The sequence below is a fragment of the Aedoeadaptatus coxii genome (assembly GCF_001553115.1).
GTDB lineage: Bacteria > Bacillota > Clostridia > Tissierellales > Peptoniphilaceae > Aedoeadaptatus > Aedoeadaptatus coxii.
Genome location: NZ_KQ960155.1, coordinates 12,547 through 33,911, shown reverse-complemented (window position 1 = coordinate 33,911; position 21,365 = coordinate 12,547). Strand labels below are relative to the sequence as shown.

21 protein-coding genes are annotated in these 21,365 nt (G+C 47.0%); 17 read left to right on the top strand and 4 right to left on the bottom strand.

The window, feature by feature from the left end; genetic code table 11:
• The first annotated feature begins 2 nt into the window (after positions 1 to 2).
• From HMPREF1863_RS00415 to HMPREF1863_RS00405, 3 genes are all read left to right on the top strand, one after another.
• Entirely contained in the window at positions 3 to 1,022 is a 1,020-nt protein-coding gene (locus HMPREF1863_RS00415) for a hypothetical protein (RefSeq protein WP_068366101.1), read from the top strand.
• Positions 1,023 to 1,147: 125 nt separating this feature from the next.
• Positions 1,148 to 1,663, top strand: coding sequence for a sigma-70 family RNA polymerase sigma factor (locus HMPREF1863_RS00410; protein ID WP_068366099.1), 516 nt, complete (start codon positions 1,148 to 1,150; stop codon positions 1,661 to 1,663).
• Positions 1,660 to 2,697, top strand: coding sequence for a DUF4179 domain-containing protein (locus HMPREF1863_RS00405; RefSeq protein ID WP_068366097.1), 1,038 nt, complete (start codon positions 1,660 to 1,662; stop codon positions 2,695 to 2,697). Before HMPREF1863_RS00410 ends, HMPREF1863_RS00405 begins: the two co-directional genes overlap by 4 nt.
• A gap of 82 nt (positions 2,698 to 2,779) precedes the next feature.
• On the opposite strand, the gene HMPREF1863_RS00400 is transcribed toward HMPREF1863_RS00405, so the two are convergent.
• On the bottom strand, positions 2,780 to 3,556 hold the full coding sequence (locus HMPREF1863_RS00400; RefSeq protein WP_068366095.1) for a PhzF family phenazine biosynthesis protein: 777 nt from the start codon (positions 3,554 to 3,556) through the stop codon (positions 2,780 to 2,782).
• Between the two features lie 12 nt (positions 3,557 to 3,568).
• A complete protein-coding gene (locus HMPREF1863_RS00395) occupies positions 3,569 to 4,501 on the bottom strand; it encodes a YihY/virulence factor BrkB family protein (protein ID WP_068366093.1) in 933 nt (310 codons plus the stop codon).
• A 74-nt stretch (positions 4,502 to 4,575) separates the two neighbouring features.
• Here HMPREF1863_RS00395 and HMPREF1863_RS00390 point away from each other — a divergent pair, with 74 nt between their 5' ends.
• On the top strand, positions 4,576 to 5,271 hold the full coding sequence (locus tag HMPREF1863_RS00390; RefSeq protein ID WP_068366091.1) for a response regulator transcription factor: 696 nt from the start codon (positions 4,576 to 4,578) through the stop codon (positions 5,269 to 5,271).
• Positions 5,271 to 6,542 (top strand): sensor histidine kinase, encoded by a 1,272-nt coding sequence (locus HMPREF1863_RS00385; RefSeq protein WP_068366090.1) that lies wholly within the window; start codon positions 5,271 to 5,273, stop codon positions 6,540 to 6,542. Before HMPREF1863_RS00390 ends, HMPREF1863_RS00385 begins: the two co-directional genes overlap by 1 nt.
• Before the next feature lie 43 nt (positions 6,543 to 6,585).
• Here HMPREF1863_RS00385 and hpf read toward each other — a convergent pair whose 3' ends face one another.
• Entirely contained in the window at positions 6,586 to 7,131 is a 546-nt protein-coding gene (gene hpf, locus HMPREF1863_RS00380) for a ribosome hibernation-promoting factor, HPF/YfiA family (RefSeq protein ID WP_068366089.1), read from the bottom strand.
• Between the two features lie 133 nt (positions 7,132 to 7,264).
• Here hpf and HMPREF1863_RS00375 point away from each other — a divergent pair, with 133 nt between their 5' ends.
• The 12 genes from HMPREF1863_RS00375 (at position 7,265) to gloB (ending at position 20,733) form a co-directional block, all read left to right on the top strand.
• The gene (locus tag HMPREF1863_RS00375; RefSeq protein WP_068366087.1) at positions 7,265 to 8,176 is read left to right on the top strand and encodes an FUSC family protein; all 912 of its coding nucleotides are present in this window, start codon (positions 7,265 to 7,267) and stop codon (positions 8,174 to 8,176) included.
• Positions 8,169 to 9,833: a hypothetical protein gene (locus HMPREF1863_RS00370; RefSeq protein ID WP_068366084.1), complete on the top strand. Its 1,665-nt coding sequence runs from the start codon at positions 8,169 to 8,171 to the stop codon at positions 9,831 to 9,833. Before HMPREF1863_RS00375 ends, HMPREF1863_RS00370 begins: the two co-directional genes overlap by 8 nt.
• A gap of 36 nt (positions 9,834 to 9,869) precedes the next feature.
• Positions 9,870 to 11,258: a hypothetical protein gene (locus HMPREF1863_RS00365; RefSeq protein WP_068366082.1), complete on the top strand. Its 1,389-nt coding sequence runs from the start codon at positions 9,870 to 9,872 to the stop codon at positions 11,256 to 11,258.
• Between the two features lie 10 nt (positions 11,259 to 11,268).
• A complete protein-coding gene (locus tag HMPREF1863_RS00360) occupies positions 11,269 to 12,291 on the top strand; it encodes a polysaccharide deacetylase family protein (protein ID WP_068366080.1) in 1,023 nt (340 codons plus the stop codon).
• A gap of 6 nt (positions 12,292 to 12,297) precedes the next feature.
• Positions 12,298 to 13,812, top strand: coding sequence for a murein biosynthesis integral membrane protein MurJ (gene murJ / locus HMPREF1863_RS00355; RefSeq protein ID WP_068366078.1), 1,515 nt, complete (start codon positions 12,298 to 12,300; stop codon positions 13,810 to 13,812).
• Positions 13,813 to 13,840: 28 nt separating this feature from the next.
• Complete coding sequence (locus HMPREF1863_RS00350; protein ID WP_068366074.1) at positions 13,841 to 14,764, top strand: AAA family ATPase; 924 nt, start codon at positions 13,841 to 13,843, stop codon at positions 14,762 to 14,764.
• Entirely contained in the window at positions 14,761 to 16,485 is a 1,725-nt protein-coding gene (locus HMPREF1863_RS00345) for a vWA domain-containing protein (protein ID WP_068366073.1), read from the top strand. The genes HMPREF1863_RS00350 and HMPREF1863_RS00345 overlap by 4 nt, the downstream gene beginning before the upstream one ends.
• Positions 16,486 to 16,644: 159 nt before the next feature.
• Positions 16,645 to 17,784 carry an aminotransferase class V-fold PLP-dependent enzyme gene (locus HMPREF1863_RS00340; protein ID WP_068366071.1) on the top strand — a complete coding sequence of 380 codons (1,140 nt, stop codon included), beginning with the start codon at positions 16,645 to 16,647 and terminating at the stop codon, positions 17,782 to 17,784.
• On the top strand, positions 17,777 to 18,007 hold the full coding sequence (locus HMPREF1863_RS00335; RefSeq protein ID WP_068366069.1) for a putative Se/S carrier protein: 231 nt from the start codon (positions 17,777 to 17,779) through the stop codon (positions 18,005 to 18,007). Before HMPREF1863_RS00340 ends, HMPREF1863_RS00335 begins: the two co-directional genes overlap by 8 nt.
• Before the next feature lie 3 nt (positions 18,008 to 18,010).
• On the top strand, positions 18,011 to 18,775 hold the full coding sequence (locus tag HMPREF1863_RS00330) for an acyl-CoA dehydratase activase (protein WP_068366064.1): 765 nt from the start codon (positions 18,011 to 18,013) through the stop codon (positions 18,773 to 18,775).
• 19 nt (positions 18,776 to 18,794) lie between these two features.
• Positions 18,795 to 19,955, top strand: coding sequence for a double-cubane-cluster-containing anaerobic reductase (locus HMPREF1863_RS00325; protein ID WP_068366053.1), 1,161 nt, complete (start codon positions 18,795 to 18,797; stop codon positions 19,953 to 19,955).
• A gap of 85 nt (positions 19,956 to 20,040) precedes the next feature.
• Positions 20,041 to 20,733 (top strand): hydroxyacylglutathione hydrolase, encoded by a 693-nt coding sequence (gloB, locus tag HMPREF1863_RS00320; RefSeq protein ID WP_068366052.1) that lies wholly within the window; start codon positions 20,041 to 20,043, stop codon positions 20,731 to 20,733.
• Positions 20,734 to 20,766: 33 nt separating this feature from the next.
• Here gloB and HMPREF1863_RS00315 read toward each other — a convergent pair whose 3' ends face one another.
• Positions 20,767 to 21,255, bottom strand: a complete 489-nt coding sequence (locus HMPREF1863_RS00315) for a hypothetical protein (RefSeq protein ID WP_068366051.1) — start codon at positions 21,253 to 21,255, stop codon at positions 20,767 to 20,769.
• Between the last annotated feature and the right edge of the window lie 110 nt (positions 21,256 to 21,365).

The following is a 21,365-nucleotide window of genomic DNA, read 5'->3' as shown; positions in this document are numbered from 1 at the left end:
CCATGAGTCGAAAGCTTTATAAAATGGGGAGAGCCCTTCTTTTTTGCCTTCTCGTTTTTTGCATGGTCTTACAACTCAATAGGATTTTCATCCGCAAATCTCTGGAAAAGCCCTGGGATATGAGCAATAAAATCGGCGGCTTTTATAATTCCGCCGACGATTACGATCTTTACTTTCTCGGCACGAGCCACAGCTACTGCTCCTTTAACCCCTTGGCGATTTATGACAATACGGGAATGAAGTCCTATGTTTTCGCCACGCAAAGACAACCTTTGGGTGCCACGTTTTACTACATGAAAGACGTCATTAAAAAACATAAGCCGAAATACATCGTCGTCGACGTCTTCGGCTGTCTCTTAAAAAATGAAAAGGACGAGGGCGTGGTTCATTCTTATGTGGACGACATGGCCATGAGCTTCAACAAGCTGGCCATGATTTACCGCGTGGTGCCGCGGGAAATGAAGGCCGAGGCCATATTGCCCCTTATCAAATACCACGATCGCTGGGGCGAGCTGGAGCCGAAGGATTATCACGTGCGCTACAGAGATTATCGCGATCCCTATCGAGGTTATGTGGCCTTGGAAGGCCATAGCGACAAATTTCGGGAGGACATGAAGGGCGGACTTAGAAACCTCATGGCGCCGAGGATTTCTGATGAGGTAAAAAAGGAACTTCTCGCCATGAGAACCTATTGCAACGAGCGAAATATTCAACTGATTTTGGTAAAGACGCCGACCTGGGAAGAGGCAAGCTACGAAAAGCCCTTAAAAGAGCTGGAAGATTTTATAAACGACGAAGGCTTTACGTACATGAACTTCAATCCCCGGAAAGAAGCCATGGGTTTAACACCGAAAGATTACTACGACGGCTACCATTTAAACACCGTAGGGGGAGAAAAATTCACTGCCTTTTTCGTCGAGAAGATGAAAGAAAAGGGAATGGAACGTAAGGGAGCGAAAGATCATCGCTGGCTCGACGAGAGGGCGAAACAAAAACGGGAATTTGAAAATTTTACGCAATGAAAAAGACGAGGGCCACTCGTCTTTTTTGATTTAAAAATAAATGAGTCTTTCGTGTTTGAAAAACCTATGGGGAAAATGTCAGAATCACAATGGGCATTACGAATACATTAGTGAAAGGAGGAAATATGGAGAACAAGGAGTTGATAAAAAGGTTGAAAAATAGAGATGAAGACGCTTTGTACGTCGTCATCGAAGTGTATGGGAAAGTGTTAAAAGGCGTTATCTCAAAAACACTTTGGAAATATCCGAGCCTTTGGGATGAGGCGATGAATGATGCTCTTTTAAGTATTTGGCAAAATATCGACCATTTTGATCCGCAGAAGTCTTCTTTTAAAAATTGGTGCGCTGCGGTTTCAAAATACAAAGCTATCGATTTGCTCCGAAGAGAAAGTAAATTTAAAAACGTCATTCTCGACGAAAATTCTATGACAAATGATCCTGACTTCCATTCCAATTTAGAAATAGAAGAAATTCTATCCGCCTTAGACGACGAGGATAAAAAACTCTTTGAAAATATTTTTATTCGCGGGCTTTCCTACGGGGAGGCGGCATCGGAACAATATATTTCTACGGAAAATGCCTATCAAAAAGTCAGCAGAGCGAGAAAGTTTTTAAGGAGATGGCGAGGTGAAAATATATGAAAGATAATCTGTACGATCAATTGAATAATATGAAAATAAAATACGAAGAAGTTCCTCTCGAAGATGTCGAAAGAGAAAGGTTGAGAGAAACGGTGAAGCGTTTAAAATACAAAAATAGGAGACGGCTTTTCGCGAGAAAAATAGGGGCGACGGCGGCCGTATTACTGTTGGCATTTGGCGTCACGAACTACGCATCCGACGGCTACGTTTTGGCCAAGACGAGGGAGATCACCGACAACATCACCTTGAGTTTGTCGAGCACAATGGGTCTTTCAGCCGATGTAGACAAGTACAGCGTCAATATAAGCGAACCTTTTGAGATCGACGGCAAAAAATATATTTTGGATAAAATCACGACAGAGGACAATAATTTATACGCCGTGCTTTTGAGCTTCAATGGTCCAGGTGAAAAGCTGTCGGAGGGTGCCCACTTAACGGAACTTAAAGTAAACGGCAAAGAGGTACAAGTCCTCGGCTCAAGCGGCCAGGTAGGAAATTTGCCGGGCAATCCCAATGTTAACGTCATATCTTTAAAGTATTCTTTGAACAATCCCCTGCCTAAAGAAGGTACTGCACAATTGGAATTTACCTTTAATGAACTTTTGGGAAATAACAAAAAAATTTCCATCGCTACCCCTGTGGATATGGGGAAGATGAAAATGGAAAAAAGGATCATCGCAAAAGATCTTGCCGTACCGAATTCAAATGGGATGATGATTAAGGAATTCGCCATGAGCCCGGCTTCGCAAAAAATGATACTCACCTACCCGCCATCGGCAAAGGATACTATTTTTTCGGTAAAGGCGAGAGATTCCAAAGGTCGCTTGGTATATTTTGAAACGATCGAAGCAAGCAAAAACACATCGACCCTCTACTTCTCGCCGGTTATCAGCGAAGTGACTGCCGATGAATTATTAAACGACATCGCATCATTAAAATGTCAATTGTATCGATCGGAAATTGCCGACCATAGCGGAAAGGAATCCCATGGGGAACAGGCTATGGGCAGCGAGTTTACCCTTGATTTGAAGTAAAAAAGTGTATCACTTTCAATTAAGTTAATAGTTGTAAAAAATGCCGAAGTCCTTTGGACTTCGGCATTTTTGCAAAACTATATTAATAATGAATTTGTCCTCTCGAATAGAGCACGGCTTCTCCGGCGAGGAACACACGACCGCCTTCCACACGCGTGTGCAAAACGCCGGTGCGAGGGCTGGCTTGATAAGCGAGAATGTCGGGTTTTCCGAGCACCTTCGACCAGTACACGGAAATGTGGCAGTGGCCCGATCCGCAAACGGGATCTTCGGCGACGAGAAGTTTCGGCGCAAAGGAGCGGGAGATGCAATCGTAATCGCCCTTGCCCTTTTGGGTAATGTGGACGATGAGCCCGTCGAGTTTTTCGATTTTGCGCATGTCCGGATCGGCGCCGGGAATATCGAAATCCTCGTCCATGACGAGGACGAGATCACGGCCGAGGTAAGCTTCTAAAGGCTTTCCGCCGACGGCATCTTCCATTTCCGGCGTCACGTCTACTTTTTTCAAATCGTAAGCGGGGAAATCCAATTCGTAGAGATCGCCTTTTTGCGTTACTTTCAGTTTTCCCGATTTCGTATTAAATACGACATCGTCCCGATCCCGCTCGATAATGTTTAAGACGATAAAGGCGCTGGCCAAAGTGGCGTGGCCGCAAAGATCGATCTCATCTTTCGGCGTAAACCAACGGAGCAAATACTCGTCACGTTCCTTTGCGATAAAGGCGGTTTCGGAAAGATTATTTTCCTTGGCGATTTTTTGCATGGTGTCGTCGGTAACCGGCCGATCGGGAAGACAGACGGCGGCGGGATTACCTTTAAACACTTCATCGGTAAAAGCGTCGACTATAAATTGTTTCATAATGAGATCCTCCTAACATATACGTTCGTGTTGAGACACGATACCGTCAAATAACGTTTCTTTTCGCGGCCAGGTATTGCCGCCGTTTTCTATGGTGTAGAGCGTCGCCTGAAGGGCGCCTCCGAATAAAAGCATAAGTCCGAATAAATAGAGCCAAACTAAAAAAATGATCATTCCGGCGAGAGAGCCGTAGGTGTTGGAGTAGCTCGAAAAATTCGATACGTAAAAACTGAAACCCTGTGTCGCCAAAATAATGACCAGCGTCGTAAAGCCGGCGCTAATGGCCGTAATGCGCTTCGACGATTTGTAGCCTTCGGGCCATTTCGGCGAGAGATAATACAGAACGAAGAAGCTGATAAACATAAACATCAGCGGTACGAGATTCATTAAAAAATTAATCACGCGATAAAGTCGTGGGGGGAATTCCAATAGATTAAAGATAAATTCCAAAAGATTGCTTCCTACGACTTGCGTGGCAAAGACTAAAATAATAAGGGCAAATAGGGCGATGGTCATTACAAAAGCCAGCGCCATAAGGGATAGGGGATTGCGCTTTTCCGTAAGATTCAGCACATCGTTAATGGTACGAATGAGCTGCTTAATGCCCTTGCTGGCAATATACACCGAGCCGATAAGGGAAATGGAAAGCAATGTGGAAGACGAATTCAACTGAAGATCGCGGATAAAGCCGAAGATAATATCTTTAATCGAGGGAGGCAGTTGATTGATTCCGTCGAAAACTTTTTTCAGATAACCGTCGTTAATGTAACTTACGATATTTAACAAGGCGATAAAAAATGGAAAGATGGCCAAAATTAAAAAGTAAGACAGACCGGCGGCGTGCTGGAACAAATCATTATGTAAAGTATGGTATAAAAAAATATCGAAAAAAGCGAAGGGCTTTTTTCTTACCAAACCTTTAAGTTTTCTTTTCCACAAGTTCATGTTTACGAATTCCTCCATAGAGCGATTATACCATAGTTGTGATAAAATAGAGGCAATATAATGAAGGAGGACATATGCAATACAATGTTTTAGTTTGTGACGACGAGGTGGATATCGTCTCCGCAATCAAAATTTACTTAGAGGCTGAAGGCTACAAAGTATTTGAAGCGTACAACGGCCTGGAAGCTATCGACATTATGGAAAACGAGGATATTCACTTGATCCTGATGGACCTTATGATGCCGAAAATGGACGGCATGAGCGCCATCGTTAAAATTCGCGAGACGAGTAATATTCCCATCATCATATTAAGCGCGAAAAGCGAAATCACCGACAAGATTATCGGCCTAAACATGGGCGCCGACGATTACATCATCAAGCCCTTTAACGCTGTTGAACTTATTGCGAGAGTTAATTCCGGTATTCGCCGCTACACATCCTTAGGCGCAGCGGAAATCGACGACGGCAATTATACCGGCGGCCGCATTACATTAGACGACCACGCAAAAGAAGTGCGAGTCGACGGCAAAATCGCCAATCTCACGCCCCACGAATATAAGATTCTGCGACTTTTAATTCGCAACAAAGGGCGCGTATTTTCAAGCGACGAAATTTACGAAATCGTATGGGAAGAAAGTGCCCACGACGTAAAAAAGGTCATTTCCGTTCACATTTCCCATTTGCGGGATAAAGTGGAAATCAATCCGAGAAAGCCCGACTATATTAAATCCGTCTACGGCATGGGCTACAAATTTGAGGACTTGGATTAATGTCTGAAGACGGCTTCGGATTAAAAGAACGCTTTAAGCGATGGTTTTTTAAATACAGCCGAGAAAGCTATTTGGAAATTGTCTGGCTGGACACGTGGTTTTTAATTGCCCTCTTTAATATTCTCGACACTTTTTTCGGCGATCAGGCGGCATATGATCCTTCCATGTCCCCCTGGTATTTGCTTATCGCCACCATGGTGGTCATCGTTTTTTGGCTGATTAAATTATTTATGACCACCACCTCCCGCACGTGGCTCTTTGGCTATTTGGTTCGGGAGCGGAAGAAAGAGAAGATTTACAAATACTTCGCCTTGGTGAACATGGTGCTCGCCCTTTACGGCATGATGGTGTTTTGGGGCTTTCCTATTTTGTACGGCATTTTTCTCATGCCCGTTCTTCGCCTCATGATCATGGGGGAAGACGAAGTCATTCAAAACAGAATTCTGCGCGCCGCCATCGCCGAAACCCAAAGTTACGTGGACATTACGGCCTTTTCTCCCATGATGAAAGAGAAAACCTACGAATGTTTAATGGATCTGACTCGCATTAAAGACTCTATGTATCAGGCGGCTCAGGATCAGGTGAAGTCTCAAAAGATGAAGACGGAGCTGATTACCAATTTAAGCCACGACTTAAAGACGCCGCTGACGAGTATTATTAATTACGCCGATATTTTGAGCAAAAAAGAAACTATGGACGAAGAGGCCCGGAGTTATATTCGCATTCTCGGCAACAACTCCGAGCGCCTTAAAAGCATGATCATCAACTTAATCGACGCGTCGAAAACGGGAAGCGGCAATATTACGCTGGAACCTGTGATTATCGAATTTAACGAACTTGTAAATCAAATTTACGGCGACAGCGCTGCAGATTACGAATCGCGAAATCTGAATTTTATTTACGAAACCGACGTGGAGGATATTCCCATTTACACCGACGGCAATGTGTTGAGCCGCGTGATTCAAAATCTATTCAGCAATGTGTATAAATACGCTAAGCCCGACACCGACGTCTTGGGACACGTTTCCGTCGTAGGAGATAAAATCTTCTTCAGTTTAAAGAATCAATCGAAAAACAAAATTAACATCTCCAAAGAGGAGCTCCAAAATCAATTTATTCGCGGCGACAAGAGCCGTACTACTGAAGGCAGCGGCCTCGGCCTTTACATCGCCAAAAACCTCGTGGAAATTTTAGGCGGAGAATTTCGCATCGTCGTCGACGACGATCAATTCCAAGTATTTGTCGAGCTTCCGAAAGAAATCAACCCGTAAAAAAAGTTCCCTGACCGATCGGTACAGGGAACTTTCTATGCGTTTAGCGTGTGTAATCGTAATCGATTCGGCCGAAATTGCCGTCGCGGCGTCTGTAAAGGACAGCCGGTTCACCGGTGTCGCCGTCTAGGAATACGAAGAAATTATGGTTCAAGAGTTCCATTTGAAGAAGAGCTTCCTCTTCAAGCATAGGCGTTAAATGAAATTCCTTGCGCTTGGAAATAATCTTTCCTTGGTGATCCTCTTCATTTTCGGGAAGAGCTTGCTCGAAGTTTTCGAAACGAATGGATGCCGTATCGTGTTGGCGTTTTTTCAAACGTGTTTTATATTTGCGAACTTGGCGTTCCAAAGCGTCGACGGCGAGATCGATGGAAGCGTACATATCTTCCGTCGTTTCTTCTGCGCGGACGATGGTGTTCGGTAAAAAGACGGTGATTTCAGTGGTGTGATCGCCTTTTACCGCTGCGAACGTAACCTTCGCCTTCACCTCTTCGGTAAAATATTTGTCCAGCTTCGCTAACTTCTTTTCGGCTTGATTTTTAAGAGCCGATGTCAGTTCGATGTTTTTGCCGTAAAATTCAATACGCATATAAACAACTCCTCTCACTTCTTTTTTATTATGTACCCTATATTAAATAATTGAAACGTCGGTTTAACTTGAAGTATTCATTGGTTTTGCTATACTTTTCCTATACTCGATTCTGGAGGGATACAAGTTCAATATGCCAAAAGAAAAAAAGATTCCCCTCATCGGAATGCGCACCTTTAAAACCGCCCTTTCCGTCGTGGTGAGTCTGTTTATATCCAATGTGATCGGCCTCAATACGCCGCTTTTCGTCGCCATAGCCTCTATGACGACCATGCAGCCATCCGTTCACGAAACCCACAAAGCCGTGCGCCTACGAATGTTTACTTGCGTCATCGGCGTCGTCTTGGGTTATTTTTTGTCCCTGATTACGGACAATCATTACATTCGACCTTTGATTGCGGGTATCGGGATTATTATTATCATCCTCACTCTCCTGCATTTTAAATTAAATCGCTATATCAACTTAACCAATATTATTTTTGTGGCGAGTTTTTCATCGACACAATCCCAATGGGTTTACGGCGTCAACCGATTGCTCGGTACGCTCCTTGGGATCACCGTGTCCATGATCATCAATTACCTCATCGCCAGACCCACGCCCAAAGTAAGTTTTGAGGCGCTCTTGGAAAAAACCTACGACGATATTTTTTATCTTTCCGAAGGCATTTTGCTCGCCGACGAAAAGCCGAAACTGGACGGCCTTCAAAAGGAGCTGAACAAGGCTCAAGATTCCTTCGAATTGATTCGAAAAGAAATCGACGAGCCCTTTTCTCGAGACGTAAACATCGAGGGTGTGGAGCGTTTACTGGAACTTTTTACAGAAGTATTCGTAGACCTGCAAGTATTGCTTAAATTTAATATTGCAGATGCCAGGTTTACCGTGGAAAATAAATTGAGGGTTCAAGACATTTTCCATTACACGGAAATGTTTCAGAGTAAGGATCAAACCGTACCTGATTTTATGGTAAATTACCACGTCAACGATATACTCACTCATTTAGAAGAAATTCAACATCTGTACGACGAAGGAGTAACCCATGTCTAATGAAAACAGCTGGATCAAGACACTGGACGATTTTGCAACCATCGTCGATTCCGCCCGTTACAGCATCTCCATGGACGAAATGTTTGAAGATGAAGCGCTTTACGAGCCTATTCGCGAAGCCGTTTCCGATTTCGACATGGCGAGCTGGCTTATGTTCGACACCATGGAAAACAGGGAGACCACCCGCGGCTTAATGCATCAATTTTGGCGCCATCTCCATAAAGTGAGGAGCGTGGACTATTATTTAGAGCCCTTTTTCGATTCCTATCTTTCCATTTATCGCGTCAATCACGTGGCGGAAAAGGGGATCTACATTCAAAACCTCGTCATTCAGGAGCCGGCGGTCATGATCCGCAAAACCGACGTGACGAAGGTTTTAAAAGAAGGCAGTTTATTTTTCGGCCGCGTACTTCACACGGAAAGCGGACATTACGCCTTCCACATCGCCAATATGGTGCCGGAAGATTTGGAGGAGCGCTTTACGGAAAAAGTAAAATCCATGCTGAATCTGCAACCCCTCTTAAGCCAAGATCCCGACGGCTATTTAAAGAGCTTAAAAGACGGCAATCCCGATTTAATGTTTCTCTACGCATTGGGCATCGAACAATCGCGAGAAGATCAAAATGAAGATCTTTACTACGGTTGGATCGGTGAAGACGATGACGGCGAGGAAGGGGAAGATCTCTACAGTCTCGCCGCCCATTTAGGCGTTACGCGGGAAGAAGTTATGGAAGATATTCACGTCTTGGAATGGATGGAATCCCGCCTATATATCACGAGCGGCCAATCCATGGAAGAAGACGAATTTACGGAATACGATCCGCTCATTGAAGAAGCCGCAAAAGAAGGCGTTTTTTCAAGCGACGAACAGCTTCTCCGCGTGTTGGAATGTTTGAAAGTGTGGACGAAGGCGGGAACGGAGAGGGAAGCCTATTACTCGGTAATGAAATCCCAACAACGTCTCCTGAGTCTAAAGGCCCATTTGGAACAATCCGTAGGCGGATTTTACCGCGCCTCGGAATTCGACAGAGCATTGAGCACCATGCCGGAGGAATACATTCCATGGATTGCCCAATACGATCGCTATTTGCAATGCTTTATGAACCATAAAATGGAAGCCACTCAAACCGGCGCCCTCAATCGAAAATCGTTGGATATGGTGTTTCCCCTAATCGGCGTTATGGCATCGCCGGGGAGCACCCATTTAAGAGAAGGCACCTATCCCGAACTCGTATTTTACCGTGCCTTTGCGGAGCTGAAGCATATGATCGTGTTGGATGAAGGACGCTACATGCACACCACGGCCATGGAACGCTATTTGGAACTTTCTCATCAGGAAAAACTTTCCCTTTGGCTCAGCACCCTTCTCCATCCGAATTTGGTACAAGCGGCGCCTTATTTTAAAGAATGGCCCGTGGGGAAATGGTGGGCGAAATTATTCGACAAAAAATACCTCACCTCCCTTTTAACCGTACCTCAGGCTGCCGATAAAAAGAATCGGATTCAATCCCTTACGGCGCAGCTGGGGCAGGATTTACAACTTTACCGCCTGGTCTATGCCGGCGAGTATCAAGTGGATTTAACGCCCCTCGGCGATGCGGTATTTCGTCGCATCGGCGCATTAAAAAAAGACAATGTCGTATCGCTCTTTGGTTAAAAGAGGAGCGCATTCCCGAAACGAGAAGGTGAGGCCATGAAGAAAAAATTGTTACTCGTCATCAGTTTATTGGCGATGTTATTTGCTACGGCGGCCCTTCCCGTAGATAACGGCGATTTTTATTTTGACGGCGTCGAGGAAAAACCTCTGGAGCTTTCCGAACCTCTTTGGAATTTTTCCCTGAACCTTTACCTTTCGCCGAAAAAGGGAACGGGGACAGTCTATTTAAAACATCCGCCGCGAAAAGCGGAGGGCGGCTACCTGATTGCCCTGGACGACCTTCAGTCCATCGTGGGAAAAGACACCGTCACCTACGACGAAAAGGAGAAAATACTTTCCGTCAACAAAATCAATCGCGTGCAAATGGGGTTGAACCGCTCGGTGTACATTAAGCAATCGGAACGCAGAGGCATTACGATTTATCCTACCTATTGCGGCCGCATCCTCTATGTGCCCCTTCGCTTTTTGCTGGAAGAACTGGGCTACACCGTCAACTTCAGTTCCACGGAGGGAAACGCCCTCATCATTCCGCCTGCGAGCACAGAAAAAATCGTGCCCCTTCGTCAAATCGAAGTGGACAGCTTGTCTCCCTATGTAGACGGCAACATGGCGACGAAACTTTTGGATGTAAGCGGAGAAGATATTATGGGCTGGGGCGAAAAAGTGCCCGGCGGCATGGGATCTTTTTTCAGCGTCTTAAATAACGGCCAGCTTCAGTATCGCAACGATCTTTCCTTAGAAGAGCCTCGGGATTACGACGAGGAAACAAAGACGGCGGTGGCCATGGATAAATTCACCCTCTATCGTTATAATATGGGGAGGGGAAGCGTCGAGAAATACACCATTCCCTACAGTATGCGAAAGGCGAGCGACGTTAAACTCGACGGCGAAAACTTTTATTTTAAGACGCCGAGGGGAATTTACCTTTACGACGCGGAAAAGAAAAATTTAAGCCGCGTGCTCCATCGCGCCGTGGAAAGTTACAGCGTGTCATCAGGTCGCTTGGCCTATGAAATCGACGGCTTTCTGTCCGTACAGGAAGACGACGGCGGCTGGCTCTTGCCCGACGGCGATGTGCGGGATTATATTTTAAGCGGCTCCTACCTCGTCGTCGACGACGGGGACATGGGCATCGTCAAAATATACGACTTAAACAGCCGAAAAATCGCCTACACCTTGGCCTACGATCTCTCGAAAAATCGCAGTCTTCGACTCGTAGGCGATCGCTACATCGCCATAGGCCAGGGGAATAAGGTGCAACTTTTAGATTTAAACAGCGCCAATTTGCGTCTGTTGGATATGATGAACATAGAGCCGACGATTCGAGAACGACATATCGATTGGCTTTGGAATGGAAACAGTTTAAAAGGCTATGTTTACGCCGAGGGTAAAAAAATTGCCCAGTGTATCACAGTCCATCCATAAGGAGGATCAAATGGATAAAGAAACAAGAGATAAAGAAAGACGGGAAAGAAGAGAGCGCATTAAAGCCCGTCGACGCAAGGCGCGGATCAGAGCCTTCAGTATCGTCGCGCTTATTCTCGTCCTCGGCACCTTGGCCATTCATAAATTAAAAAACATCGGCGGCGATGATAATGTTGCCCTCGCCTATGGGGATCAGGCGGAATGGTTTGTCTTAAATAATTTAGGTGCCGTAAACGACAAAAATGCCTACACGCCGAAAGAGATCGGCAATTTACGGAATAATATTATTAACGATCGCATCGCCATTCGCTTGGTAAAAGGGGAAAACCACATTACCCGCGCCAAGAGCTATGCTTATTCCGCCGCAGACGTTGCGGACATTATCGAAGGCAAAATGGATTACACCGGTTCGAAAAAAATCGCCTTCTTAACCTTCGACGACGGGCCCAATCATAAAATCTCGCCTCAAGTATTAGATACGCTGAAAGAAAAAAATGCCCACGCATCCTTTTTCGTCGTAGGAAAAATCGTGTCGGAAAAGACGCGGGACGTATTAATGCGCGAATTGGCCGAAGGCCACGCCGTGTGCATGCACTCCTATACACACGATTACCATCTCCTCTATCCGGGACGGGTAGCCGATACTGCGCGCATTGAAAAAGAAGCGAAAGACACCCAAGCCGCTCTTCAAAAAGTGTTAGGGAAAGATTTCCACGCCGGCGCTTGGCGTTATCCCGGCGGCCACATGAGTTGGAAAAATCTGGAAGCTGCCGATCAAAAACTGAAGGACATGGGCGTCACCTGGATCGATTGGAACGCGTTAAACGGCGATGCGGAACCTGCAAGCCGTCGCCCCACCACCGAAGCGGGCCTCGTGGAATTTCTCGACAAATCCATTAAAGCGAACAAAGACTCGTCGATCATCGTCATCTTAATGCACGATGCTGAAAACAAACAACTTACAGCCAACGCCGTAGGCCAGATCATCGATCACCTTCGAAGCGAAGGCTACGAATTCGGAATTTTAAAGTAGGTGCATATGCAAAAAACATCCATCCTGCTCATGATCATTACCGTGGGCACGAAGTTTTTTGGATTGGCTAGGGAAAAAGCCCTAGCCCATTTTTTTGGTACATCGGATATTGCCAATATCTTTCTCATCGCCTTTACCCTGCCCATGATGGTGAGCAATTTAATTTCCGGCTCCCTCGCCGGCGGCTTCATTCCCGTTTACACGGAGATCAACCACGAAAAGGGAAGAGAAGAAGCCGACGGATTTACATCTCATTTAACGGTAATGTTGGCCATTGCAGCCCTCGCATTAAGCTTACTCACCGTGATCTTTGCCCCTGCGTTGGTGCGCCTTCTCGCCAGAGGCTTTCACGGATCCCTCTTCGAGCGCACGGTCTATGTGACGCGGCTCACTTCTTTAAGCATCGTCGCAATGGCGGTATTTTCCATTTTTAAAGCCTATTTGCAAATCCACAACCACTTTATCGTGTCCATCTTCCACTCCGTGGTCATGAATTCCATTTTAATTCTCGCCATGTTTTTAGGAAGAGGAGGGGACATTACTCTTTTAGGCTTGGGGATTCTCTTCGCCTTTACCTTCCAATACATTTTCTTTTTGCCCTATATTAAAAAAAGCGGTTTTCACTTCCGCTTAAAAGGTTATAAAGAAAATGAAGGATTGAAAAAATTACTCATATTAATCCTGCCCATCTTTATATCCACATCGGTTTTGGAAATCAACAATATTGTAAGTAAATCCCTAGCCTCTACCATTGTGGAAACCGGCGTGCCCGTCATAAACTACGCCACCAAAATACAAGGCTTTGTAACGGGCATCGTGGTGACGAGTATTATTACCGTCATCTATCCCCAAATGGCGAAGCTTGTGGAAGAAGAGGCCGGCGAGGAATTGGCCCACGTTTTCGGCAGAAGCCTTTCCCTCATGGCGGCTCTTATATTGCCCGCCACCGTCGGCGTCGTGGCATTTCACGAAGAAATCGTCAGGCTCCTCTTTCAAGGCGGCGCCTTTTCGGCGGAAGACGTGGCAGTGACCGGGAAAGTACTCCTCTATTACGGACTGGGCTTTTTAGCCATCGGCCTTAGAGAAATCGGCATCCGCATTTTTTACAGCAAAAAAAAGGCCGCCGTGCCCGTTATAAATTCGGTTTACATGGTGGTCATCAACATTGCGCTGAATATAATCTTAGGAAAAATCTTCGGCTTAAAAGGGCTCGCCATGGGAACGCTCATCGCCCTTTGGGTCGGGGGAGTGGGCATGCTTCTTCATTTAAAAAAATCCATGTCCACCTTGGGCATCGGAGCATACGGAAAAAATATGGCGAAAATCCTATTGGCATCGGTCGCCATGGGGCTCGCCGCAAAATTCGCCGAAGGCCTTTTACTGGGTCGCTTATCTCCCAATATAAGCTTGCTTATGGCCATGGCCGTCGGCGCAGCTGTTTACGCACTTTTAGCCCTTCTTATGGGATTTGAAGAATTGGAAGCTGTCAAAAGCTTTATAACGAAAAAGAAACAACGATAGATCGCTCGGCGATACGGAAAGGAAAGCGATGAAGAGAGAAGAATTACTGTTATTTTTACAAAAACAAGGCATTGATCAAAAACTCCTGGACGACGTGGAAGCATTTGTTAAACAACATCCCGTCGATCCGGCCTACGAGGATCGGATTCCCGAATCCATTTACCGCTACTACGGAAAAACCATTTGGGAAAAAGCCATTTACGCTATTTTATCCGCCTACCACATCCTCCTCTCCGGGCCTAAGGCCACGGGGAAAAATGTGTTTTCCGAAAACCTCGCCCAATTATTTAACCGCCCCATGTGGAATATGTCTCTAAACGTGAACGTGGACAGCGCCTCCTTAATCGGCGTGGACACCTTTAAAGGCGGGGAAGTCGTGTTGAAAAAAGGCCCCGTCACACTGGCGGCGGAAAAAGGCGGCTTTGCCGTATTCGACGAAATCAACATGGCGAAAAACGAATCCCTCTCCGTCGTGCACTCGGCGCTGGACTTTCGCCGTATGATCGACGTCTCCGGATACGATCGCATCCCCTTAGACGACGCCACCCGCTTTATCGGCACCATGAACTACGGCTACATGGGTACGCGGGAATTAAACGAAGCCCTGATCAGCCGCTTTATGGTCATCGACATGCCCATTTTGGAAGGGGAAGGGCTCAAGCAAATTTTAAGAGAAGAAACCCATCTTAACGAAGAGGGAATGATCCTTTTTGCCCGCCTTTTCACCGATTTGCAAAACAAAAGCTTGGAAGGCGAAATTTCCTCAAAAGCCGTGGATATGCGCGGACTCTTCGGCGCCCTGACCATGATCGAAAAAGGCCTCGGCGTCAAACCTGCCCTTACCATGGGCATCGTCAACAAATCCTTCGACCGCTTCGAACAAGAAGTGGTAGAAGATGTTATCGACACTTTGTTCTCAGATGATGTAACGAAAGAGCAGTTGTTTCGATGAAACTTTCCGAAAAACGTCGCCAAAATATCTATTGGACCGTAGGCGGTAATTACCAACGACGCTACCACGGCAAGGGCAACGGATTTGCCGTAGCGGAACAGGCCATGATCGATCGCGCCTTTCCGAAAAATCGGCTGACGAATTTCGTGGCGAAAAATGCGGAAAAGCAAAGCAACGGAAAAGATATGCGCGCCGTGGCGAAAATCCTCGCCCTGGAATACACTAAAAGGGAATTATTTAAAGAACGCCCCGGCGTGGCGTCGAAAGAGCAGCGCATTTACCGCGATCGCTTTCGAGCTTTGGAATTTCAAAACAAACGAGATCTCGCCGAAGAAATCGAAATGCAATACGCCGCCCATCGGATCCACAAGCCCATGACGGCGGGTACCTTCCTCGAGCCCCTTATGCGCAAACTTTTAAAGGGAAGCGAGATAAAATCGGAAGGGGAATTTTACGAAACCCTCTCCGCCATATGGAAAGAACATTTCCACGTAAACCCTACCCTCACCTTCGAGGTAAAGGAAAAAATAAGCGAGCCCGACGAACCAAAAGAGGAATACAAAGAGCCGCCTAAGAAAAAGCCGCGGAGCATCGTGGACATGAAGCCGAAAGAAGAGGACGCCGCCACGGAAATCATCGAATCGGCGGAATTTTCCGGCGTCATTCGCGATACTTCCAAAGCCGTGGAAAGCGACGCCAACCTTTCCCGCGTCCAAAGCGACACGGAAAGCAAGACTCAAGATCGCGTGCGAAAACACTTCGGCTTGGAAGTAGGCGCTCCCGGACAAATACGCGCCCTGGAAAACAAAATCGCTACGGGAATGCATAAGGCCATGCACCTGCACATTACCCGCGGACAATTTGAAAACGACATGGGCGCCCGCTTTTTCGAAGATCAAATCCTCGCCCAGCGAAAAGAAACCGAAGAAGCCTACGAAAAAAACCGCCACCTTTACGAGCGCGCCATCTTCGAACTTCGAGAAATCCTTAGGAAAAACCTGTTAGACGATTCCTCGGAAGCGCCCATACGCTCCGCCAACGGCGCCATCGACACGAGCCTTCTTTGGCGACATCTGATCTTAAACGACGAGCGCATCTTTAAAAAGAACCACTTCGAAGAAGAAAACTCCTTCGCCGTGGATATCCTTTTGGATATGAGCGGCTCCCAACAAGATCGCCAGGAATCCGTGGCCATTCAAGGCTTTTTAATCGCCGAAGCCCTTACGGCACTGCGCATCCCCACAAGAGTTATGGGCTTTTGCAATCTTTTCAATTACCAAATCATTCGCATCTTCCGCGATTATAAAGACGATCGAAAAGAAAATCAGGAAATCTTTAACTACAAAGCCAGCGGATCCAACCGCGACGGCTTCGCCCTGCGCTACGTCTTCGACACCATGGACACCATCGACGCGGACACACAAGTGCTCATCGTTTTATCCGACGGCATGCCCAACGATCTCCTTTCCATCGGCCTCGATGCCGCCAAAGGAGAAGTAGTGGATTACGACGGCGACGATGCCGTCTACGATACGGCGGCGGAAGTCTTACAAGGCAAACTGAAACAAAAAGCCGTCCTCGGCGTCTTTACCGGCGAAGACGACGAACTGGATCAGGAACGATTAATCTTCGGCACCGACTTCGTGCGGATTAAAGACTTAAATCGCTTTTCCGTCGTCGTGGGGAAATATTTAAAAAGCGTGGTGGACCGCATACAATAAAAGCAATGGAAACTCCCGAAAGGGAGTTTTTTTGATGCAGCGTAATAGGCAAACGAAAGAAAAATAAATGCCGTATAGAATTTTTAAATAGTTCAGGATTTTAAGCTATAGTTGATTAAAATTTGTTATATTGGAATTAGATTCGAAAGGAGGGATCCGTTGATTTATTTAGACAATGGAGCCACCACCATGCACAAGCCCGACGACGTTGTGGAAGCCATGGTAGCGGCCCTATCTCATCTCGGTAATGCCGGGCGGGGAACGGGTGCAAGTGCTCTGGAGGCGGCGCGCATTGAGTATCGTACCCGTCAAATGCTTTCCGAACTTTTTCACGGAGAAGGCGCCAAGCATATCGCTTTTGCCTTAAATGCCACAGAGGCGTTGAACACGGCACTTTTCGGCACGCTGACTGAAAAGGATCACGTGATTACGACGGTGACGGAGCATAATTCCGTTTTGCGTCCCCTTTTCCGCATCGGCTGCCCCTTGGATTTTTTACCCGTAGACGACGAACAGATCGTCGACCTTTCCCGTCTCGAAGATTTTCTTCGAGAGGACACGAAGGCCGTGGTGGTAAACCACGCCTCCAATGTAACGGGGAATGTGTTGGATCTGGAAAGGGTCGGAGCTTTTTGTAAAGCCCACGATTTGCTTTTTATCGTCGACGCATCGCAAACGGCGGGGGCATACCCCATCGACGTTCAAAAGGCGGCCATCGACATTCTCGCCTTTACCGGACATAAATCCCTTATGGGGCCTCAGGGCACCGGGGGGCTTTACGTGGCGCCGGGCATCGACGTGGAGCCGTTAAAAGTCGGGGGCAGCGGAATCGATTCGTATAATCACGAGCATCCGAAAGCCATGCCCACGCGCCTTGAAGCGGGCACGCAAAACGGCCACGGCATCGCCGGTTTACACGGTGCGTTGACCTTTATTCAACGGGAGACCGTGGAAAAAATTCACGCAAAGGAAATGGAGCTTCTGGAAAAACTTATGGAAAGCGTAAAGGATACTTCGAATCTTATTCTTTACGGTGCCAAGGATTTAAGTAGGAAGACCGCCGTTTTAAGTGTGAATATTAAGGGGGTTTCCTCGTCAAAGGTAGGCGAGCTTTTGGAAAGCCGCTACGGCATTTTAACTCGCACAGGCGCCCATTGCGCACCTTTAATCCACGAGGCCATGGGCACGACAACCCAAGGGGCGGTACGGTTTTCTCTTTCTTATTTTACGACGGAAGAGGAAATTGAGTGCGCCGCATCGGCGTTAAAGGAGCTTGCAAAGGAGTTGGGAAATGAGTGAGAAAGTCGTTATCGTCACATTTGAAAGTGTAACCGACGCCATGGCCATGGAAGAAGCGGTGAAAGGATCGGGGCTTAACGGTATGCTGATCCCCTTGCCCGATGAACTTTCCGCCGGTTGCGGTTACGCATGGAAACATGTTTTGGCTGAGCGCGAACCGTTGGAAGCGCTCATAGGGGAAAAAGCATTAGACTACGACAAATTGTTAGAATGGGAGCGTTGAGCTGTGGAGTACATTGGAATCGATATTGGATCGACGGCCGCAAAAGTTTGGGGCTTCGGCGATAAAGAGCTTCATTTCGTACAGCCCACGGGATGGAGTTCGGTAGATACCTCTCGCGACATTGCCCGCCGTCTGATGGAGATGGGAATCGACGTTCACAGCGACGATGTTCGCGTCGTAGCCACAGGCTACGGCCGAATTGCCGTGGAATTTGCCGATTTCGTCATCACCGAAATCACCTGTCACGGTCGCGGGGCGAGGGAACTCGCCGGAAGCGACGTAGGCGTTATCGACGTAGGCGGACAGGATACGAAAGTGATCCTCGTGGAAAAAAATATGGTTAAAGACTTCCTGATGAACGACAAGTGTTCCGCAGGCACGGGAAAATTCCTGGAAGTTATGGCCAATCGCCTGGGCGTGGATATGCCCACGCTTTTTGAACTGGCAAAGGTGGGGGAAGAAATTTCCATCAGTTCCCTTTGCACGGTATTTGCCGAATCGGAAATTATTTCCTATATCGGCGAAGGCAGAAGCCGAGAAGACATTGCCGCAGGTGTCGTGGACTCGGTAGCGAACAAAGTAGTGACCCTTACCGGGCGTATAGATTTCCCGGAAACCGTGATTTTAACCGGCGGGCTCAGCAATGTGCCTTATTTTGCCGAAGTGCTTTCCAAAAAATTGGATCGCCACGTCATCAATCACGAAAAAGGTCAATTTGCAGGCGCCATTGGAGCGGCTTGCTTAGCGAAGGAAAAGAAACAACGTTAACAGAATGTAGGAGGAAACCATGGAAAAAATCATTAAAGACTTGCCGGAAATTTTCGATGAATTTGCAGATGCGAGAAAAACAGGCTTCATGAATGTTAAAAAGATCAAAGATCAAGACATTCCCGTCGTCGGAACTTATTGTACGTACTTCCCTCAAGAAATCGCCAACGCAATGGGCCTTGCCACCGTCGGCCTTTGCTCCACAAACGACGAACCCATTGCCGAAGCGGAAAAAGACCTTCCGAAAAACCTCTGCCCCCTTATTAAATCCAGTTACGGTTTCGGTAAAACCGACAAATGCCCATTCTTCCACTTCTCCGATGTCGTCATCGGCGAAACAACTTGCGACGGCAAGAAGAAAATGTACGAAATGATGAGCGACTTTAAAGACGTTTACGTCATGGAACTTCCCAACACCCAATCCGCCGATGCCCGCGAACTTTGGAAGAAAGAAGTTTACAAAGTTGCCGATTTCTTAGCCAAACGATTCGACACCGAACTTACCTACGACAATCTTAAAAAAGCCATCGACATGACCAACGACATTCGTCGTGCCCGTCAAGAACTTTGCGAAGTCATGGAAAACGACCCGACTCCCGTGGACGGCTTCGACATCCACTCCGTATTAAACTCCAACTTCTACAATTTCAATAAAGAAGCCATCCCCGGAGAGCTCGACGAATTAAAAGAAAAGATCATGAAGGAATACGATCCTTCCAAACGGGAAAAGAAACCGAGAATCTTAATTACCGGCTGCCCCTCCGGCGGCGCACCGCAAAAAGTCATTAAGGCCTTAGAAGACAACGGCGCCGTCGTCGTAAGCTTTGAAAACTGCATCGGCGAAAAACAATCTCAATACTTCGTCGAAGATACCGGCGAAACCTTAGACGATTTAATCGACGCATTGGCAAACCGCTACATCAACATCGGATGCTCCGTAATGACGCCGAACCCGAACCGCTTCGAACTTTTAAGCTATTTGATCGACAAATACAAAGTCGGCGGCGTAGTGGAAATCGTCTTGACCGCATGCCACACCTACAATATCGAATCCTCCGCGATTCAAAAATTCTGCAACGACGAAAAGGGCATTCCCTATCTTGCAGTGGAAACCGACTACTCCCAAGCAGACGTCGGCCAACTCAATACCCGCTTAACCGCATTCGTCGAAATGCTCTAAACACAAAAAAGGCTCCCGTTACGGCGGGAGCTTTTATCGTGCTGAAAAGGAGAAGAAAGGGGTATACACTTTACGAGGTGACATTATGAATATTATTCCCGTGCCGGCACTGTCGGACAATTACATTTGGTTAATAGAAAAAGAAAATAAAATCCTCGTCGTGGATCCGGGAGAGAGCGATCTTCTCTTGGATATTATGGCGGCGAAAGGCTACACATTGGAAGCCGTCCTCTTAACCCACTGGCATCCGGATCATACCGGTGGCGTGGAAAAACTCGTTCAACATCATCCTGCGCCGATTTACGGACCCGCCGAAACAAAAATCGCCACAAACATCGTACAAGGGGGCGAAACATTGAGCCTTCTCGGTGAAACATTTCGCGTCATGGCCACGCCGGGGCACACGGAAGAACACGTGGCCTATTTGCAGGGGAACGATCTCTTTATCGGCGATACCCTTTTCCTTTCAAGTTGCGGCCGCGTCTTTACGGGAGATTACAAGTCCATGTTTGAAACGCTGCAGAAACTGAAGACGCTGGACGACGATGTTAAAATCTATTCCGCTCACGAATACTCCCTTTCCAATTTGGAACAAAGCGTCAAGTACCTGCAAAACGACGCCACCCGAAAAGAATTGGAACGGGTGCGCAAACTGCGGGAAGAGGGAAAAGTAACCCTCCCCACTACCATGGGCAAAGAAAAACAAATAAACCCCTTCCTCGTCATCGACACCCAAGACGAATTTACAAGGTATCGCAAAGAGCGGGATCGGGGATAAAAAAAGCGTCCCTCTATTGGGGACGCTCATTTTTTATACACTTTCCTTGGCGCGAAAATGATCGAGAATACGTTCGGTTACTTTTTTAAGATGATTTTTGTCATCCTGTTCGATGCTCTTTAACACCTTAGGCGCAAAGCGGGGAATAATATCCTGCAATTCCCGAACGATCTCCACAGCTTCACGTTTCATACGCTCCACAAATTCATACATTGCCAAAGGATCGCCGATACCTGTCGCCATTTTCAAAAGATCATCCGGATCGGCGAGCAAACTCCGTTCAAAACGCAAGCGGAAAAATTCATACTCGTCGCTGTCGATGACCCAGCCGCCGTCACTTTTCGCCCGCTCGGCAAGCTGCAAAAAGGCATCGCGGTGGCGATCCCCGTCCTTCGCCATCTGCTCAAAATAAGAGCCGCCCATGGCTGTATCCTTTTGAATATGGCGACAAACCTTCGCGATCTCTCGTTCATTTCGGGCGAGCAAATGCAAAATCCGCTCCCCGTCAACTTTTATCGTCATAAAGCCCTCCTGTGTTCTGTAGAATGTAGACAATTATATCCTATTATAGGGGCAGATGACTATAGGATGACACGGAAAAATTTTTAAAAGAGGAGTTGCAAAGAATTTAC

Bases quoted from the DNA above. Each gene is read 5' to 3' on its own strand.
- HMPREF1863_RS00415 (WP_068366101.1), top strand. From the start codon at position 3: ATGAGTCGAAAGCTTTATAAAATGGGGAGAGCCCTTCTTTTTTGCCTT.
- HMPREF1863_RS00410 (WP_068366099.1), top strand. From the start codon at position 1,148: ATGGAGAACAAGGAGTTGATAAAAAGGTTGAAAAATAGAGATGAAGAC.
- HMPREF1863_RS00405 (WP_068366097.1), top strand. From the start codon at position 1,660: ATGAAAGATAATCTGTACGATCAATTGAATAATATGAAAATAAAATAC.
- HMPREF1863_RS00400 (WP_068366095.1), bottom strand. From the start codon at position 3,556: ATGAAACAATTTATAGTCGACGCTTTTACCGATGAAGTGTTTAAAGGT.
- HMPREF1863_RS00395 (WP_068366093.1), bottom strand. From the start codon at position 4,501: ATGAACTTGTGGAAAAGAAAACTTAAAGGTTTGGTAAGAAAAAAGCCC.
- HMPREF1863_RS00390 (WP_068366091.1), top strand. From the start codon at position 4,576: ATGCAATACAATGTTTTAGTTTGTGACGACGAGGTGGATATCGTCTCC.
- HMPREF1863_RS00385 (WP_068366090.1), top strand. From the start codon at position 5,271: ATGTCTGAAGACGGCTTCGGATTAAAAGAACGCTTTAAGCGATGGTTT.
- hpf (WP_068366089.1), bottom strand. From the start codon at position 7,131: ATGCGTATTGAATTTTACGGCAAAAACATCGAACTGACATCGGCTCTT.
- HMPREF1863_RS00375 (WP_068366087.1), top strand. From the start codon at position 7,265: ATGCCAAAAGAAAAAAAGATTCCCCTCATCGGAATGCGCACCTTTAAA.
- HMPREF1863_RS00370 (WP_068366084.1), top strand. From the start codon at position 8,169: ATGTCTAATGAAAACAGCTGGATCAAGACACTGGACGATTTTGCAACC.
- HMPREF1863_RS00365 (WP_068366082.1), top strand. From the start codon at position 9,870: ATGAAGAAAAAATTGTTACTCGTCATCAGTTTATTGGCGATGTTATTT.
- HMPREF1863_RS00360 (WP_068366080.1), top strand. From the start codon at position 11,269: ATGGATAAAGAAACAAGAGATAAAGAAAGACGGGAAAGAAGAGAGCGC.
- murJ (WP_068366078.1), top strand. From the start codon at position 12,298: ATGCAAAAAACATCCATCCTGCTCATGATCATTACCGTGGGCACGAAG.
- HMPREF1863_RS00350 (WP_068366074.1), top strand. From the start codon at position 13,841: ATGAAGAGAGAAGAATTACTGTTATTTTTACAAAAACAAGGCATTGAT.
- HMPREF1863_RS00345 (WP_068366073.1), top strand. From the start codon at position 14,761: ATGAAACTTTCCGAAAAACGTCGCCAAAATATCTATTGGACCGTAGGC.
- HMPREF1863_RS00335 (WP_068366069.1), top strand. From the start codon at position 17,777: ATGAGTGAGAAAGTCGTTATCGTCACATTTGAAAGTGTAACCGACGCC.
- HMPREF1863_RS00325 (WP_068366053.1), top strand. From the start codon at position 18,795: ATGGAAAAAATCATTAAAGACTTGCCGGAAATTTTCGATGAATTTGCA.
- gloB (WP_068366052.1), top strand. From the start codon at position 20,041: ATGAATATTATTCCCGTGCCGGCACTGTCGGACAATTACATTTGGTTA.
- HMPREF1863_RS00315 (WP_068366051.1), bottom strand. From the start codon at position 21,255: ATGACGATAAAAGTTGACGGGGAGCGGATTTTGCATTTGCTCGCCCGA.